Annotated in this window: 13 protein-coding genes and 1 riboswitch; of the genes, 7 read left to right on the forward strand and 6 right to left on the reverse strand. The window is 73.3% G+C overall.

From position 1 onward, the window contains the following. Positions 1-75: 75 nt before the first annotated feature. Positions 76-1,266, reverse strand: coding sequence for a serine/threonine-protein kinase (locus tag ACYP53_RS27030; RefSeq protein ID WP_459649323.1), 1,191 nt, complete (start codon positions 1,264-1,266; stop codon positions 76-78). Between the two features lie 325 nt (positions 1,267-1,591). Then, positions 1,592-3,205, reverse strand: coding sequence for a recombinase family protein (locus ACYP53_RS27035; RefSeq protein ID WP_459649324.1), 1,614 nt, complete (start codon positions 3,203-3,205; stop codon positions 1,592-1,594). A gap of 110 nt (positions 3,206-3,315) precedes the next feature. Here ACYP53_RS27035 and ACYP53_RS27040 point away from each other — a divergent pair, with 110 nt between their 5' ends. Beyond that, positions 3,316-3,948, forward strand: coding sequence for a DUF5995 family protein (locus ACYP53_RS27040; protein ID WP_459649325.1), 633 nt, complete (start codon positions 3,316-3,318; stop codon positions 3,946-3,948). Here ACYP53_RS27040 and ACYP53_RS27045 read toward each other — a convergent pair. Beyond that, a complete protein-coding gene (locus ACYP53_RS27045; RefSeq protein WP_189917139.1) occupies positions 3,909-5,348 on the reverse strand; it encodes a GuaB1 family IMP dehydrogenase-related protein in 1,440 nt (479 codons plus the stop codon). The genes ACYP53_RS27040 and ACYP53_RS27045 overlap by 40 nt on opposite strands. A gap of 314 nt (positions 5,349-5,662) precedes the next feature. On the opposite strand from ACYP53_RS27045, the gene ACYP53_RS27050 reads away from it, so the two are divergent. From ACYP53_RS27050 to ACYP53_RS27060, 3 genes are all read left to right on the forward strand, one after another. Beyond that, entirely contained in the window at positions 5,663-7,150 is a 1,488-nt protein-coding gene (locus ACYP53_RS27050; protein WP_459649838.1) for an SDR family NAD(P)-dependent oxidoreductase, read from the forward strand. A 21-nt stretch (positions 7,151-7,171) separates the two neighbouring features. Beyond that, the gene (locus ACYP53_RS27055; protein WP_189917135.1) at positions 7,172-7,660 is read left to right on the forward strand and encodes a nucleotide triphosphate diphosphatase NUDT15; all 489 of its coding nucleotides are present in this window, start codon (positions 7,172-7,174) and stop codon (positions 7,658-7,660) included. Positions 7,661-8,038: 378 nt separating this feature from the next. Further along, the gene (locus ACYP53_RS27060) at positions 8,039-8,695 is read left to right on the forward strand and encodes an Rv1733c family protein (protein ID WP_189917133.1); all 657 of its coding nucleotides are present in this window, start codon (positions 8,039-8,041) and stop codon (positions 8,693-8,695) included. 118 nt (positions 8,696-8,813) lie between these two features. Here the strand turns inward: ACYP53_RS27060 and ACYP53_RS27065 are convergent, their stop codons facing one another. From ACYP53_RS27065 to ACYP53_RS27075, 3 genes are all read right to left on the reverse strand, one after another. Beyond that, positions 8,814-9,491, reverse strand: a complete 678-nt coding sequence (locus tag ACYP53_RS27065; RefSeq protein WP_459649326.1) for a YoaK family protein — start codon at positions 9,489-9,491, stop codon at positions 8,814-8,816. A 60-nt stretch (positions 9,492-9,551) separates the two neighbouring features. Then, positions 9,552-10,286, reverse strand: coding sequence for an MgtC/SapB family protein (locus ACYP53_RS27070; RefSeq protein WP_189917129.1), 735 nt, complete (start codon positions 10,284-10,286; stop codon positions 9,552-9,554). Between the two features lie 85 nt (positions 10,287-10,371). Then, positions 10,372-12,024 carry an NRAMP family divalent metal transporter gene (locus ACYP53_RS27075; RefSeq protein WP_459649327.1) on the reverse strand — a complete coding sequence of 551 codons (1,653 nt, stop codon included), beginning with the start codon at positions 12,022-12,024 and terminating at the stop codon, positions 10,372-10,374. 356 nt (positions 12,025-12,380) lie between these two features. After that, positions 12,381-12,556: riboswitch (M-box (ykoK) riboswitch) on the reverse strand. A 139-nt stretch (positions 12,557-12,695) separates the two neighbouring features. Here ACYP53_RS27075 and ACYP53_RS27080 point away from each other — a divergent pair. From ACYP53_RS27080 to ACYP53_RS27090, 3 genes are all read left to right on the forward strand, one after another. Beyond that, positions 12,696-13,496, forward strand: a complete 801-nt coding sequence (locus ACYP53_RS27080; protein ID WP_459649328.1) for an ABC transporter ATP-binding protein — start codon at positions 12,696-12,698, stop codon at positions 13,494-13,496. Beyond that, positions 13,493-16,234, forward strand: coding sequence for an FtsX-like permease family protein (locus ACYP53_RS27085; protein ID WP_459649329.1), 2,742 nt, complete (start codon positions 13,493-13,495; stop codon positions 16,232-16,234). Before ACYP53_RS27080 ends, ACYP53_RS27085 begins: the two co-directional genes overlap by 4 nt. A gap of 291 nt (positions 16,235-16,525) precedes the next feature. Further along, a complete protein-coding gene (locus tag ACYP53_RS27090; protein WP_459649330.1) occupies positions 16,526-16,897 on the forward strand; it encodes a BlaI/MecI/CopY family transcriptional regulator in 372 nt (123 codons plus the stop codon). Positions 16,898-17,011 lie beyond the last annotated feature (114 nt).

The following is a 17,011-nucleotide window of genomic DNA, read 5'->3' on the forward strand; positions in this document are numbered from 1 at the left end:
TGCTCGGCCGGTTCAGCGGTGCCGCCGCATCCGTGCCTACTGTCTACCGCAAGCGGTCGGGACGGGGCGAGGCGCTCAGAGCTTCTGGCGCTCGGACCAGGTCAGCTGCCCACGGGCCGCGTACCGCTTGCGCAGTTCGTCAGCCACCCGCCGGGACGCGGGCGGACGGCCGGGGCGCGCGGCGGGGGGCCGGGGTTCCGTGAGCGGGCCTGCCGGTGCGGGTGTCGGTCCGACAGGGAGGTCACCCGCGGCGGGGCTGCCCTCCTCGGCGGGCGCGGAGTCGCCCTCGGCCCCGGGCACGGCCTCCGGCTGCTCCCGCAACAGCTTGTCGAGGGCCTCTAGGCGGTCCAGCATCAGGGCGTCCGGTTGCGGGAGGGCCACCGGCGCGCCGTCGGCCAGCCTGGTCTGCTGGATCAGCGCGTGGCGGGCTCGAGCCGGGCTGGTGCCCAGTTCCCGCAGCAGGTCGGCGCAATGCCTGGTCACCTGGTCCAGGGTGGGACGGTCGCCCGGCTCGTACGCGAGCATCGAGGTCAGCAGCGGGGTGAGCTGCTCCGGCAGTCCGGACAGGTCGGGCCCGACGTCCGGGCTCACCACCTGCACCGCGATCGCCTCCCACCGCACACCGTCGTAGGGTGCGTGGCCCGTGGCGGCGTGCAGGAGGACCGTTCCCAGCCCGTACACGTCCGCCGCTCCCGTCACCTCGGTCTCGCCGCGCGCCTGCTCGGGCGGCATGCAGCGGACCGTGCCGAGCACGGTTCCGGGCTGGCTCATGGAGCCCTTCGACGCCTCCAGGAAGGCGCCGAGACCGAAGTCGATGATCACCGGGCCAAAGTCGCCCAGAATGACGTTGGACGCCTTGAGGTCCCGATGGAGCAGACCTGCCCCGTGCACCGCGGCCAGCCCCTCGGCGAGCAGTGCGCCCACACTCGCCACCAGTGGTGCCGGCAGCGGGCCCTGCTCCTTCACGACCTCGGTGAGCGGGCGGCCAGGAACGTAGTCCATGGCCAGCCACGGCTGCTCAGCGAGCGGATCCGCGTCGAGGAAGCGCGCCACCCGGCCCGTACCCGAGATGGTGCGCGCTATCTCCGCCTCCCGCTCGAAGCGGGCCCGGGAATGCGGATCGATCTTGTCGGGCCTGATGACCTTGACCGCGACCGGGTCGCCCGCGACGGAGTACGCCAGGTACACCGCCCCCATGCCTCCGGTGCCGAGACACCGCTCGACGGCGTACGGGCCGATCTGCTGCGGCAGGACGGTACCTGTCACCAGCTTCCCCCCGGGTTCCACAGTGCCGACACGAACGCGATTGACGTGAGCGTCTCACCCGCCTCAGAAGGCTCTGCCGAGCAGTGTGGACACTGACGAATCACCCGCACAGCGTACCGATCGATATCGGCCCGGCAGAAGGCGCCGTCGTCCCGTGGCCCGGAGAACGGGCGGGAGCAGCCGAGACGACAAGCAGCAGGTCACCGCGACGTGCGTGTCAGCACCTGATCACAGAGCGATGGAGTACACGGGCGAGGGCGCGGGTCATCAACAGGTCAGCGCGCTTGGCCAGCAGCAGGCTGCGTCGTCGGCCGGTCAGACAGTTTCATCGACCATTGGTCGAGCTACGCGGAGGCGCCCCCAAAGCGGGCGCCGGATTGGACAGGACTTCAGCCAGGGTCCACACCTCTGGGTTCGCGGTGATCACGTAACGGCGCTCTACAGTGCTCGGGTACAGCACCGCTGACACTCCGAAGGAATCGAGCAGTTCGCGGCGCGCGGCTTCGTCCGGCGCTGCCGCCCAGTCGGCCGCCACGGTCCTGCCGGTGCGGACCCTGCGCCACCCGGCCGGTCGATCCGGCAGCGCCTTGAGCTCCTTCAATTCCTCTCCCATCCGGGCATATTCGGTGCGATACCACTCGGCGTCGTCCGGTTCGTCGTACAAGCCCGCCTTGCGGTCGTCCCGGAGCCGGGCACGGTCGGCCTTCAGATCTGCAATTCGAGAGGCAAGGCCCGTACCGGGGTCGTAGACCCGTTCCACGTACTCGGCGGGACCGAACCGACCCAGGAACCACGCCTCCATTTCGGCGTCGGCCTTCGCCACGTGGATGGACGGCGCGGGCTTGCAGTTCTCTGCTCCTGGCAGCCCCCGGAACTTCGCTGTACAGGCGTAGGTACGGTTCCATGCCTTGCCCCTGCTTCCGCCCGAGCCGCTGACGATCAGCGCATGGTCGCAGTTCCCGCACTTGATCAGTCCGGACTGTCGGTACATTCCCTTGGGCGCCCGCTGTTTTGTGCGCTTGGGCGCAGTCTTCGCGATCAGCGCGTCCCGGGTGGCGCGGTCCCACAGCGCGGGCCCGATCCGCACGGGGTGGCCGTCCTTGCCGAGAACGGGCTTACCGCTATGCATGAGGTACCCCAACGCGGCCTCACTGCAGAGGATGCGCTTCAGGCTCTTGTTGGACCAGGGCGTCCCCTTTGGCTCACGGCCATAGTTCGCACGCAACTGGTCATTCGGCGACAGGACGCCTGCGCGGGTGAGGCGGGACGCCTCCGTGGCGACGGTGATCTTCCCTGTCTGGTCAGCGAGGATGCGCCGCTTCACCTCCCGCAGGACTCCGGCAGCGTCCGGGATACCTCGCTTGGCGTCACCATGGTCCAAGACGGCGCGTTCCACCTTCGACGTGGGCGACAGCCGCGCGTACTTGAACCCGTACGACGGCTTGTTGTGTGGTTCGCCAGCGGCTCGGGCCCGCTTGATCTCCTGCCGGTTTCGGGTCCGGATCGCGCGATGCTCGATCTGAGCCCCGAAGAGCTTCATGTTGAATTCCAGCTCCTGGTTCGGGTCGTCCATGTCCCAGAAGCCCTGATGATCGCCCGTGAGCAGCGAGCGGCCCGCAGCCCGATTCTCGCGCTCAAGGCGAAGCCCCTCGTACGTGTCTCGGCCAAGGCGGTCCACCATGCTCGCCGCGAGCCCGCTGAACAGTCCGCGCTCACCGCGCAGCCACGGGCCCAGGGCCGGACGGGTGAAAGGGTCTGTAGCCCCGGACACCTCCCAGTCATCCGACCACGCGATGATGTGCCCGCCGACGGACTCAGCAACCCGGAGGATCTCGTCGCGCTGCCGCGCCGGGGACGACGTGGCGTCCTTCATCCGCGAGAGGCGGCGCACGCCAAGCAGGCATTTACCGCACCCGTCGTACGGCGTCACAGGGTCCATGGCACGATCGTAATCGTGAGTCGAATCGGGCATCTTCGCAGGTCGGGCAGTCACGTACAGCGGCACAGCGTATCCGTTCTGAGCCGCTGTGATAGCAGGCTCTTGCCGGGATGAACGCCCACATCCAGCACGACCTGCCGCTGGCCGTCGTGGACACCTGCCGGCGCCGGGGCTGCGCGCCCGCCGACGTCGAGGAGGACTACCACCGGATCAACGGACTGCTGGCCGAGGTGGAGACGGCCGTCCGGGAGCGGCTGATGCCCGGCCCCGACCTGCTGGAGCACGCCGAGCCGTTCACCCACCTGCTCGGCGCCTGGTCGGTCGGGGTCGCCCGCGAGCGGGCGTGGAGCGCCGTGGGCGCGCTCTGGGAGCTGCGGCACCTGCCGGGCGCGGCCCGGGCCTTCGCCGCCGCGCTGGCCGGCTCGGTCGGGCTGCTCGGCCGCGCCCTGCTGCTCCCGCTCGGGCCGCACGCCGGACCGGACGCACAGGACGCGCACGACGCACGGGCTGCACGGGATGCACGCGGCACGCGCGACGCACGGGTCGCACGCTCCGGAGACCCCGCCCCCACCCGCCGCGACACCCCCGGCACGGCACCGGCCGGCCGGCTCCCCGGGACGAGGAACCGGCCGGCCGGTGGATCCGCCGGGACACCCGATGAGACGTCCGGCGGTGCGCTCGCGGGCGATCAGGCCCGGCCCGATCAGGCCCAGCTGGAGTGCAGCGGCTTGCCCTCGGCGTAGCCGGCCGCGCTCTGGATGCCCACGATCGCCTTCTCCTGGAACTCCTCCAGGCTGTTGGCGCCCGCGTAGGTGCAGGAGCTGCGGACACCCGCGATGATCGAGTCGATCAGGTCCTCGACGCCCGGGCGGGCCGGGTCGATGAACATCCGGGAGTGCGAGATGCCCTCCTCGAACAGCGCCTTGCGGGCCCGGTCGTACGAGGAGTCCTGGGCGGTGCGGTTGCTGACGGCGCGGGCCGAGGCCATGCCGAAGCTCTCCTTGTACTGGCGGCCGTCGGCGGCGGTCTGCAGGTCGCCCGGGGACTCGTAGGTCCCGGCGAACCAGGAGCCGATCATCACGTTGGAGGCGCCGGCGGCCAGCGCCATGGCGACGTCGCGCGGGTGCCGGACGCCGCCGTCGGCCCACACGTGCTTGCCGAGCCGGCGCGCCTCGGCGGCGCACTCCAGGACCGCGGAGAACTGCGGCCTGCCGACGCCGGTCATCATCCGAGTGGTGCACATGGCGCCCGGGCCGACACCGACCTTGAGGATGTCGGCGCCCGCCTCGACCAGGTCGCGGACACCGGCGGCGGAGACCACGTTGCCGGCCACGATCGGGATCTGCGGGTCCAGGCCGCGCACCGCGCGCAGCGCGCTGATCATCGACTCCTGGTGGCCGTGCGCGGTGTCCACCACCAGCACGTCGGCGCCGGCCTCGATCAGGGCCTTGGCCTTGCCCGCGACGTCGCCGTTGATGCCGACGGTGGCGGCGATCCGCAGCTTGCCGTTCGCGTCCACGGCCGGGGTGTACAGGGTGGCGCGCAGCGCGCCCTTGCGGGTGAGGATGCCGACCAGGCGGCCCTCGCCGTCGACCACGGGGGCGAGCTTGCGGTGCCCCTCGGTGAGCTTCTCGAAGGCGGCGCGCGGGTCGATGGACTCGTCGAGCAGCAGCAGGTCGCGGGACATGATGTCGGCCAGGCTGGTGAAGCGGTCCACGCCCTGGCAGTCGGAGTCGGTGACCACGCCGACCGGCTTGCCGTCCTCCACGACCACGAGGGCGCCGTGCGCGCGCTTGGGCAGCAGCGAGAGCGCCTCGGCGACGGTGGCGCCGGGGGCGAGGGTGATCGGGGTGTCGAAGACCAGGTGGCGCCCCTTGACCCAGGAGATGACCTCGGCGATGACCTCGGTGGGGATGTCCTGCGGGATGGCGACCAGGCCGCCGCGGCGGGCGACGGTCTCGGCCATCCGGCGGCCGGCGATGGCGGTCATGTTGGCCACGACCAGCGGGATGGTGGTGCCGGTGCCGTCGTTCGAGGCGAGGTCCACACCCTGCCGGGAGCCCACGGCGGAACGGCTGGGGACCATGAAGACGTCGTCGTACGTGAGGTCGTACGAAGGCTTGAGGTCGTTCAGGAAGCGCATGAAGGGGGGCTCTCTGGCTGGGAGAAATTACACCTCGGGTGCGGGTGCGGCGATGCCGCCGGGGCGCACTCGGGCGCCCTGCACCCAGCGTTCGATTCTCCGTGACGGTAGGAGCAAAAGCCAGTTGGGAGAACATTGCTGGCGCTGTACACAAACCGTGATCAAAGCTTCGCGCGTAGACATGGAGGATCATCCAAAGACCCCCTCCGACGTCCGCCTTTCGCCCCGGCCGGGGCCACTCCCGTAGCATTCACGCGGTAATGGGTGAGGCGAACCGGAAAGCGGCAGCACGCGTGGGCATCGGGCAGACGGACATCGAGCAGGACCGGGTCGAGGACACCGAGGAGGAGATCGACTACGGCCCCGGCCTCGACCCGGAGCGACTGAGGCTCTGCCTGGAGGTGATCGCCGAGCTCGACGAGCTGCACGTCGACCACCCGGACGCGATCACCGTCCGCCAGGCCGTGGGCGGCATATTCCGGACCCTCAAGCAGCGCCGCCGCCAGGAGACCCGGGCCCGCAAGACCGCCAACGACCGCGCGGTCACCGCCCGGACCGCCACCGGCGCGCCCACCCGGATCGACGACGAGACGGCCGGCGCCTTCGGCCTGACCACCGTCACGACCACCGAGATCGCCGGGATCCTGGAGCGGCCGCGCTCCTGCTACACCTGCAAGCAGCGGTACGTCGAGGTCGACGCGTTCTACCACAACCTCTGCCAGAAGTGCGCGGTGCTCAACCGGTCCCGCCGGGACGCCCGCGCCGACCTCACCGGCAAGCGCGCGCTGCTCACCGGCGGCCGCGCCAAGATCGGGATGTACATCGCGCTGATGCTGCTGCGCGACGGCGCCCACACCACCATCACCACCCGCTTCCCCAACGACGCGATCCGCCGCTTCACGGCGATGCCGGACAGCGCCGAGTGGATCCACCGCCTCAAGATCATCGGCATCGACCTGCGCGACCCCGCCCAGGTGATGGCCCTCGCCGACGAGGTCGCCGCCGACGGTCCGCTGGACATCCTGATCAACAACGCCGCGCAGACCGTGCGCCGCCCGCCGGAGTCCTACCGCGAGCTGCTCAACGCCGAGTCCGCGCCGCTTCCCGCCGGTGAACTGCCGCAGGCCACCACGATCGGCCGCTTCGGCAGCGGCGGCGTCGCCCTGCCCGAGCTCCCCCACCAGGCGAGCGGCGGCGAGCAGCGGCTGGCCGCCGAGGACGTCACCTCGCTCGCCCTGGTCACCGGCTCCGCCACCCCCGCCCGGATCGAGGCGGGCACCGCGATCGACGCCGGCGGCCTGGTGCCCGACCTCGCGGACACCAACAGCTGGGTGCAGACCGTCAGCGAGGTCGGCCCGGTCGAGCTGCTGGAGGTGCAGCTCTGCAACTCCACCGCGCCGTTCATCCTGATCAGCCGGCTGCGCCCGGCGATGGCCGCCTCCGCGTCGCGCCGCAAGTACGTCGTCAACGTGTCCGCGATGGAGGGCGTTTTCGCCCGCGGCTACAAGGGCGCCGGCCACCCGCACACCAACATGGCCAAGGCCGCGCTCAACATGCTCACCCGCACCAGCGCGCAGGAGATGTTCGAGAGCGACGGCATCCTGATGACCGCCGTCGACACCGGCTGGATCACCGACGAGCGGCCGCACCCGGACAAGATGCGCCTCGCCGAGGAGGGCTTCCACGCCCCGCTCGACCTGGTCGACGGCGCCGCCCGGGTGTACGACCCGATCGTGCGCGGCGAGCAGGGCGAGGACCTGTTCGGCTGCTTCCTCAAGGACTACGAGCGCGCCAACTGGTAACCACCCGAAGGAGAGCCCGAGTTGACCACCGCACCGCAGGCCGGGAGCACCGCACCCGCCAGCACCGCACCGATGCTCGGCGCCGGGATCATCGTGCCCACCGGGGACGGCCGGGTGCTGATCGGCCGGCGCACCACCGCCGGTGAGCCGCCCACCTGGAGCCTGCCGGGCGGCAAGGTCGACCCGGGCGAGTCCTTCGAAGGGACGGCGGCCCGCGAACTCGCCGAGGAGACCGGCATCGTGCTGCCCGCCGAGGAGATGCGGGTGCTCGCCGTCCACCTGGACCACGAGCTCGGCCGGCCGCGGCTGACCGCCGCCGTCCTCGCGCCGCCCAGCCTGGCCGAGGCCGTGGTCACCGAGCCGCACGCCTGCGCCGGCTGGGAGCGCTTCGCGGTGGACGAGCTGCCGGAGCCGATGTTCTACCCGTCCGCCCTGGTCCTCGGCAGCTGGCTGCCGGGGCTGGACGGCGTACGGCGCAGCGGGACGCACGGCTACCCCGTCACCCGCTGAGGTCGGGCGCCGAAGACCCCGCGACACAGGGAAGAGGCGGAAAGCAGGGGGTGGCCCCACGACCACCCCCTGCCCGCACCTCGGCCCGGCACCCCCACGGTCGACCGGGCCAACGGCCGCACCCAGGCACGGGGGGCGCCGCCGCGTCCCCAGCCTGCCCCGACGAGGGCACCCCTGCCGAGGGCCGAACGTCCCGGCCGCGGGCCGAACGTCCCGGCTGCGGGGGCGGTGCACTGACGGCCCGCCCGGCTGCAGGGGCGATGCGATGGCGGTGCTACGGGCGCGCACCACTCTTGTGCGCGAGGGGCCGTCGGGTGGAAATTGGTGGCGAACCGCCGTAACCGCCGTACGCCACCGCGCCCCTGAGGAGCCATCGACGTGTCCAGCACACCTCGCCCGGCCCGGCCCGCGTCGCTCCCGCGGCGAACCGGCCGTCAGCTGCGGCGGGCCCTCGGTGCCCGGCACGAGCCGCTCGCCCGTCCGGTGGACCGCGCCCGGGCCCGGGCCTGGCTGTTCGCCGTGCTCGCCGCGGTGCTCGTCGTCGCCCTCTCCACGGGCGGCTCGCTCCTCCTCTACCGCGGTACCGCGACCCGGGCGTCGGCGGAACGCGCCCGGCTGCACCAGGTCGACGCGGTGGTCGGCGGCACGCCGGAGCGCCCCGCCGCCGGCGGCGGCCGCTTCACCGGCGGCTACCACGACCGGATCGACGTCGAGGTCACCTGGACGGCCGAGGACGGCACCCCGCGCTCCGGCACCGTGCAGGCCCCGCGCTCGGCGGTCACCGGCAGCACCGTCCCGGTCTGGATCGACCCGGCCGGCGACGCCACCCCTCCCCCGCTCGATCCCCTCGCCCTCGCCGTCTCGGCCGCCTGCACCGGCCTCGGCGCCCTGCTCACGCTGCTCGCCCTGGTCGTCCTCCTGCTCCGCCTGCGCCTCCAGGCCCTCGACCGCCGCGCCGACACCGCCTGGACCGACGACTGGGCCCGCCTGGAGCCCCGCTGGAGCGGCCGCGCGGGCCACCGCCGCGAGGACTGAGCGCCGCCCGCCGCGCCACCCGTCCGGGAGACGCCCCAGGTGAGCGGCGCGGCGCGGGTTCAGCGGAGGCGGGTGTCGGCCCGGCGGCGAGGTGGGTGAGGGCGCCGACAGCGCGGGTTCAGCGCGGCCGGGCCCACGCCGGGGCGGGTGTCGGCCTGGCAGCGAGATGGGTGAGGGCGCCGACGGCGAGGAGGAGGACGAGGGCCAGCGCCAGGGCGGTGGGGACGTCGGCGTGGAGCACGAGGAGGGCGCCGAGGAGGGCCCCGGCGAACATCCAGACCGCGGAGGCGAGCCGGCGGGGGCCGGTGCGGTCGGCGGCGAGGGCGGTGATGGTCATGGTGAGCACGGTGGTGGTGAGGTCGGGGACCTTGAGCGCGCGGACCACGGCGTTCTGGCCGCCCATGGCGAAGCCGAGCAGCCCGATCAGGGTGTAGCGGACCGGGTCCGCGGTGTGGCCGACGGCCGCCGCCAGGACGGTGCTCGCCGCCACGAGCGCCGCCTGGCCGCCGACGGCCACGGTCAGCAGCCGGCCCCGGTGGCCGGGCAGGCGGCGGGCGAGGTGGCCGCCGGCCAGGGCGCCGAGCAGGAAGGCGGCGAGGGCGGTGAGCGAGGCGGTGGCGGAGAGGTTGGCCGCGCCGGCCAGGGCGAAGCCGAGGAACACCACGTTGCCGGTCATGTTGGCGACGAAGACGTGGCCGAGTTCGAGGTAGCTGACCGCGTCCACCACTCCGGTGACGACGGTCAGCACCAGCAGCATCGGTACCAGCGGCCCGTGCTCGGGGTCGTGGGTCAGCATCGGTCCTCCCGGGCGGTTCGTGAGACGGTCCTTCCGTGCCATGGACTCGGGTCTCCTCCGTCAGGCGAGCGCGGCGCTGCCCGGGTCATCCGGTTCCTCCTCCAGGTGCCAGTGCAGGTCGCGGACACCGGGCTCCAACGACAGCCGGGAGACGACCTGTTCGAGCGCCGGGGTGACCTGGCCGGTGATGGCCACGGTGGCCCGCAGGCTGGTGAGGTCGCCCTGCTCGGAGCGGCGGGCGCGCAGACCGGTGGGGGCGAGGCCGGAGCCGGCGAGGGCCTGGAGCAGCAGGGCCCGGATGTGGGTCTCGGACTTGCGGTCGCACTCCAGGTGGACGGTGGCGCGGCAGGTGGAGTCCGGGTCGCTGCCGGCCTGCGGGGCCCGGTCGAGCAGCCGCCCGGCCGGGCGCAGCACCAGGTGGACGCCGAGCACCATGAGGGTGCCGAGGACGGCGAGGTCCAGCTTGCCGGCGGCGGCCAGCACTCCGACGGCGGCCGAACACCACAGGGTGGCGGCGGTGTTGAGGCCGCGGATGCCGGCGCCGTCGCGCAGGATGACGCCGCCGCCGAGGAAGCCGATGCCGGAGACGACGTAGGAGGCGACCCGGGTGGGGCTGCCGGTGTCGCCGACGGCCTCGCTGTAGAGGACGAACAGGGTGGCACCGGCCGCGACCAGGGCGTTGGTGCGCAGGCCGGCCATCCGGGCCCGCCACTGGCGCTCGACGCCGATCAGCGCGCCGCAGGCGACGCCGGTGGCGAGCCGGACCAGGAACTCGACGGTGGTCAGGGTGTGCACGACGGCACCTCCTTCACTGGGTGGGGGCACGGGCGGGTGGCGGGACGCTGTCCGCGACCCGCCCGTACGGGCTGCGGTCGGGGGGTCAGTGGTTCAGCGCGGTCTGGACGACCTTGATGATGACCATCGCCATGGCGATGAGCAGGTAGGCGCGCAGGGCGGCCATGCCGACCTTGCGGGTGGTGGACATGGTGGGCGCGGGGAGGGTCTCCAGCGGGGGCATCCGCCAGTCCCGGCGGCCGCTGCGGTCGACGGGGTCCTCCTTGGTGGCGGTGCGGCCGGTGGTGAAGGCGTAGCCGGCGGCGAGGACGCCGGTGACGCCGCAGCCGGTCATGATCCACAGGATCGCCCCGGAGCTGATGTCCGGCCAGACCACGGCGGCGGTGAGGATCATCGACAGCGTCACCAGGACGCCGACGACGGCGGAGGTGAAGGCGTTGGTCCTGGGGCCGTTGACCCAGGGGCCGAGCACGGCGCGGTCGTTGCAGAGCAGGAGCAGGAAGACGGTCGCCGAGGGCAGCAGGACTCCGGCCAGCACCTGGACGAACTGGGTCATCAGGCCCTGCATGGCGTCCGTCGACAGCAGGGTGATCGCGGCCGCGACGACCACGAGGCCGGCGTAGACGGCGTAGAAGCCCTTGGCGCCCTTGACCCCGCGGTGCAGCGAGTGCTTGATGCCGAAGACGTCGCCGATGGCGTAGGCGGTGGAGAGGGAGACGGCGAACGCGCCGATGACGGAGGCGTCCAGCAGCGCTATCGCGAACAGCACGCCCGCGAGGTGGCCGGCCTTGGCCTCGATGCCCCGGGCCACGGCGCCCGCGTCGGAGAACTGGCCGAAGCCGTCGGTGCCGGCGAAGGCGGCCGTGGTGAGCCCGATCAGCGCCGCGGCGCCGACGATCACGATCACGATGCCGATCCACAGGTCGACCTTCTCGTAGGTCATGAAGCGCGGGGTGATGCGCTTGTCGATGACGTACGACTGCTGGAAGAAGAGCTGCCAGGGGGCGACGGTGGTGCCGACGATCGAGATGATCACCAGCATCACGGCGGCCAGTCCGCCGGTGCCGCCGGGCATGGTCGGGGTCACGAAGTCGTGGGCCATCTGGGAGGTCTTCGGGTGGACCAGGAAGTAGACCGGCACCAGCAGCAGCGATCCCGCGCAGAGGGCCACCGCGACGCGCTCGAAGCGCCGGAAGGAGCCGGTGAACGCCGAGGCGATGATGACGGCGGCGGCGAGCACCACGGCGGCGGCCTTGGGCAGTCCGAGGTAGCCGGCGGCGAGGGTGACGCCGATGAACTCGGTGACCAGGGTGAGCGCGTTGAGCAGGAACAGGTCGATCACGCTGAACGCGCCCCAGAACCGGCCGAAGCGTTCGAGGATCAGCCGGGCGTGGCCGACGCCGGTGACGGCGCCGAGGCGCAGCACCATCTCCTGGTTGACGTACAGCACCGGGACCAGCATCAGCAGGGTCCACAGCAGCTGGGTGCCGTAGTTCTGCCCGGCCTGCCCGTAGGTGGAGAAGGCGCCGGCGTCGTTGTCGCCGACCATCACGATCAGCCCCGGGCCGACGACGGCGAGCAGGGTCTTCAGCCGGGCCGACAGGCCGTGGCGGGGGGCGGTGTCGTCGAGGCGGATGGTGCCGAGCGCGCCCCGGATGTCGCCGACGTGGGCGTCGTCGAGTACGGCGGTGGCGGCGGGCGTGGCGGGGACCTTCGGGTCCAGCGTGGCGTTGGTCATGGCAGGGCCTCCCTGCCCCCTTCCTTGAGGGGGCGTCAGGGGGCACGCGGCGGCGACCCTCCTGCGGGCGCACGGCACCGGACCGTACGGCGGCGCCGGGTGGCGGCGGCCTTACGGGCATGACGGTGCGTCAGGCGGCTTGCGTCCGGGCACGGTTGAGCCCGGGGTGAAGCGCCTGGTGGACGCGCAGGGGAGGTTGTTACCGCGTGCCGGAGGTGATCGAGAGCATGCGGGAGTAGGGGCGACTGTGGCCCGGACTACTGCAGTCCATGTCTCTCACCTCCTCCCGGCCGGGGGCGCACCGTCTGTGCGCCGCATCGCGACACGGCAAGGAGCACACCGGCCCGCACGGGACCGGCACACCCCAACTCGTCAGAGCTTTGGCACTCCACGGCGTGTCCGACCGACCGGCCGGAAGCCACTTGGGATCAACCCTTAATCCGGGAAGACCTGTCCTGAACCTGGGCGTCTCTCGACGTCGTCGGGTCAGTGGCCTGTGTCCGTGAAGACGCCTCACCGAACGAGGTGCCTCTTGAAACCTCACCAAGCATAGACCCCTTTCGAACGCCCCGGTCCGACTTCCGGACCGAACTTCGACAGCTTTGTAGAACTTTGACCAAACCGGCCCCGCACTTGAGCTTCTCTCTCCGGCATATATAGTTCACCGACATATGCAGTTGAGCAGCCCACGAGGGGGAAGTGTGTCCCACGCCGATCCGACCCGACCCGCGCCCGTCCTGCGCCTGGCCGACGTCACCCGTGTCCACGGGCGGGGCGCCGCCGAGGTGCACGCCCTGCGCGGCATCGACCTGGCCGTCCACCCGGGCGAGTTCGTCGCCGTGATGGGGCCGTCCGGCTCCGGGAAGTCCACCCTGCTGACCCTGGCCGGCGGACTCGACCAGCCCAGCGACGGCGAGGTCCTGGTGGAGGGCGTGCCGCTCGGCGGCCTCAGCCGGGGCAAGCTCGCCGACCTGCGGCGACGCTCCATCGGGTACGTCTTCCAGGACTACAACCTGATCCCGGCGCTCACCGCCGCCGAGAACATCGCCCTGCCGCGCGAACTCGACGGAGTCTCCGGCCGCCGGGCCCGCCGGGAGGCGCTGGCCGCCCTGGAGGAGCTCGGGATCGGCGAACTCGCCGACCGCTTCCCCGACGACATGTCCGGCGGCCAGCAGCAGCGCGTCGCCATCGCCCGCGCCCTGATCGGCGAGCGGCGGCTGGTGCTCGCCGACGAGCCCACCGGGGCGCTCGACTCCGCCACCGGTGACGCCGTGCTCGGCGTGCTGCGCGCCCGCTGCGACGCCGGCGCGGCCGCCATGATGGTCACCCACGAGGCCTCGCACGCCAGTTGGGCGGACCGGATCATCCACCTCCGGGACGGCGCGGTCGCCTCGGAGAGCCCCGGCTACCGCTCCGCCACCTGCCCGGCGGCCGTCCACCGCCCCAACTCGACGGGCGAGGTGACGCGTTGAGGATCGGAGCCTGGAAGGTCGCCCTGCGCATCGCCCGCCGCGACGCGCTCCGGGCCAAGGGCCGCAGCGCCCTGATCGTCGCCATGATCGCCCTGCCCGTACTCGGCGTCACCGGCGCCGACGTGGTCCACCGCAGCGGCCAGCTCACCCCGGCCGAACGGGTCGAACGGGTGGTCGGCGGCGCGGACGCCCTGGTCACCGCGCTCAACCCGGGCCGCACCGTCGAACAGGCCCCCGTCGCCGAGGACGGCGCCTTCGTCGCCGAGTCCCGCCCGGACCAGCAGCCGACCGCCGAGCAGCTGAAGGGCGCGAGCACCGACCCCCTCACCCTGGTCGGCGCGCTGCTGCCGCCCGGCAGCGCGCTCACCCCGGCCCGGCCCGGGCCGGAGACCGGCGCGACCTCGCCCGAGGGCCTGGTCCGCACCCTCACCACCGAGGCGAACCTCGCCGACCCGATCTGGCACGGCCGGCTCGACCTGGTCGAGGGCCGCGCCCCGAGCGCCGCGCACGAGATCGCCGCCACCCGGACCTTCCTGGACCACGCCGGGCTCAAGGTCGGCGGCACCACCACCGTCCAGGGCCTGGAGCGGACCACCTTCACCATCACCGGCGTGGTGGAGCACCCGGGCGAGCTCGGACGGGTCGAACTCATCGCCCGGCCGGGCGAGTTGCTCGACCCGATGGCCGCCGCCGCGGCCCCCGGCCAGTCCGCCGCCGAGCGGGCCTCGGGCCAGCGCTCCGCCTGGCTGGTCCGGCTCCCGGCGGGGGCCTCGCTCGACTGGGCCAAGGTCCAGGAGTTCAACGCGCACGGGTACACGGTCACCGCGCGCTCGGTCGCGCTCGCCCCGCCGCCGCGCCCGGCCGTCCCCTACTACCGTGACGCCCACCGCTCCAGCGACCCGGCGGCCGGCAACAACACCAAGATCGTCGTCGCCACCGTCACCGGCATGGCGCTGCTGGAGGTCGCCCTGCTCGCCGGGCCCGCCTTCGCGGTCGGCGCCCGCCGCTCGCGCCGCCAGCTCGCCCTGCTCGGCGCCGCCGGCGGCAGCCGCGCCCACGTCGGCGCGGTGGTGCTCGGCGGCGGCCTGGTCCTCGGCGCGGCCGGGGCACTGATCGGCGTGGTGTTCGGAACCGGCCTGGTCGCCGCACTCCGGACACAGATCGAACGGGTCGGCGGCGCACGCTTCGGCCACTTCGCGCTCCCCCCGCTGGACCTGCTCGCGATCGCCGGGATCGGCCTGGTCACCGCCCTGCTCGCGGCCGCGCTCCCCGCCCTCCAGGCGGCCCGCCGCAGCGTCACCGCCGGGCTCACCGGGCGGGACACCGTACGCGGGCCCAGCCGCTGGGCCACCGTGGCCGGCCTGCTGCTGGTCGTCCTCGGCGGCGCGGTCGGCATGTACGGCGCCGCCGCCGTGGAGCGCGGCCTGCCGGTGGCCGGCACCTTCGACACCCGTACGCTCACCGTGCTCGGCGGCTCGGTGTCCGCCGAGATCGGACTGCTGCTCTGCACCCCGATGCTGGTCGCCCTGATCGGCCGGGCCGCCGGGAAGCTGCCGCTCGGGCCCCGGCTCGCGCTGCGCGACTCCGCCCGCCACCGCTCGCGCACCGCCCCCGCGGTGGCCGCGGTGATGGCCGCGGTGGCCGGCGCCGTCGCCATCGGCGTGTACAACACCAGCACCGACGCCGAGAACCGGCGCGACTACCGGCCGCAGGCCCCGTACGGCGCCGTGCAGCTCAGCAGCTACAGCGAGGGCACCCAGGCCGACCAGGTGCGCGCCGAACCGGAGAAGCAGCTGACCGGGCTCGGCCCGCGCGGCGACCTCGCCCAGGCGGTGTACCGGTTCTGCCCCAACTGCTCCAGCACCGCCCAGCTCAAGGGCCCGGTGAACTGGCGCACCCTCACCACCCAGCCGCACCTGGCCGTCGGCGACACCACCGTGCTGCACAACCTGTTCGACGTCCACGACCCGGCCGTCGAGCAGGCGCTGGCCGCGGGGAAGCTGCTGGTCTTCGACCGCACCCTGATCGGCGCCGACGGGAAGGCCGTGCTGGTGCTGCGCGGCGGGGGCGGCGCGCCGCTGCAGCCGGGCGAGATCCCCAAGCCCGACGTGCAGGAGATCCCGGTCGAGGCGGTGCTGGTCGACAACCCGCTCGCCGCCCGGTTCGCCCAGGGCATGCTGCTGCCCTCAGCGCTGCCGAAGTTCGGGCTCTCCGCGCAGTCCACCGGCGCGGTCTGGCGGCCCGCCACCCCACCCGACCGCAAGGCGCAGCAGCGCGCCGAGGCGGCCGCGACCCGGCTGGACCGCGCCGCCACGCTGGACGTCGAGCGCGGCTTCCAGCCCAAGAGCGACGCGCTCTCGCTGGCGCTCACCGGCTTCGCCGCGCTGGTCGTGCTCGGCGCGGCCGGGATCGCCACCGGCCTCGCGGCCGCCGACTCCCGGCAGGACCAGGCCACCCTCGCCGCCGTCGGCGCGCCGCCGCGGATCCGGCGGACCATGGCCGGCCTGCAGTGCGCGCTGATCGCCCTGCTGGGAGCACTCCTCGGCGCGGCCAACGGGTTCGTACCGGCGGTCGGGCTGCTGAAGTCCCGGGCCAGCGGGTTCGGGGCCAAGCCGGCGCTGATCACCGCGCCCTGGGTCGAGCTGCTGGTCGTCGTCCTGGTGCTGCCGGTGGTCGCGGGGCTGCTCGCGGCGCTGTTCACCAAGTCCCGGATCCCGCTCGGACGACGGCTGTCCTGAGCCCGGGCGGTGGCTGTCCCGGGCCCGGGCGGTGGCTGTCCCGGGCCCGGGCGGTGGCTGTCCCGGGCCCGGACGGCGACCGTCCGGAACCCGGGCGGTCGGATCCGGACACCGCTCGAACACCCGTCGCACACGGTCCGACACCACTCGGACACCAGCTCGGCACCGCCCCGCACCCGCCGGGCGCCCGCCCCCGTCACCCCGGGGCGGGCGCCCGGCGCTCGCCGTACCATGGGCCGCGGTCCGGCGGGCGAAGGGCGCCGGCGGTGGGTTCGGCGAGGGAGACAGGCGGTGCTACGGGGCTTCGGAGACCTGGAGGCCGAGATCATGGACCGACTCTGGTCCTGGGACCGCCCGGCCACGGTGCGCGAGGTCGTGGACGACCTCCGGCAGCAGCGGGCGGTCGCGTACACCACCGTCACCACGGTCGCCGACATCCTGCACACCAAGGGCTGGCTGCGCCGCGACAAGGTCGGCCGCGCCTGGGTCTACCGGCCGACCTGCACCCGGGAGGAGTACACCGCCCGGCTGATGCACCAGGCCCTGGAGACCACCCCCGACCGGGCCGGCGCGCTGCTCCGCTTCGTCGACGGGATCAGCGCCGCCGAGGCCTCCGCCCTGCTCACCGCCCTCGAACAGGTGAGGTCCCGCGGCCCGCGGTGACCCTCGCCTGCGGGCTGCCAGCTGTATCAACTTTCCTTGCATGCAGGACTTCTGACCCCTCATCAGACCGGGGAACGCCGGCGGCCCGCCCCCGCCGGAGCGGGAGCGGGCCTC

The sequence above is a fragment of the Kitasatospora sp. Ki12 genome (assembly GCF_054601375.1).

Bases quoted from the DNA above. Each gene is read 5' to 3' on its own strand.
- ACYP53_RS27065 (WP_459649326.1), bottom strand. From the start codon at position 9,491: ATGCTGACCCACGACCCCGAGCACGGGCCGCTGGTACCGATGCTGCTG.
- ACYP53_RS27080 (WP_459649328.1), top strand. From the start codon at position 12,696: ATGCAGTTGAGCAGCCCACGAGGGGGAAGTGTGTCCCACGCCGATCCG.
- ACYP53_RS27035 (WP_459649324.1), bottom strand. From the start codon at position 3,205: ATGGACCCTGTGACGCCGTACGACGGGTGCGGTAAATGCCTGCTTGGC.
- ACYP53_RS27045 (WP_189917139.1), bottom strand. From the start codon at position 5,348: ATGCGCTTCCTGAACGACCTCAAGCCTTCGTACGACCTCACGTACGAC.
- ACYP53_RS27040 (WP_459649325.1), top strand. From the start codon at position 3,316: ATGAACGCCCACATCCAGCACGACCTGCCGCTGGCCGTCGTGGACACC.
- ACYP53_RS27075 (WP_459649327.1), bottom strand. From the start codon at position 12,024: ATGACCAACGCCACGCTGGACCCGAAGGTCCCCGCCACGCCCGCCGCC.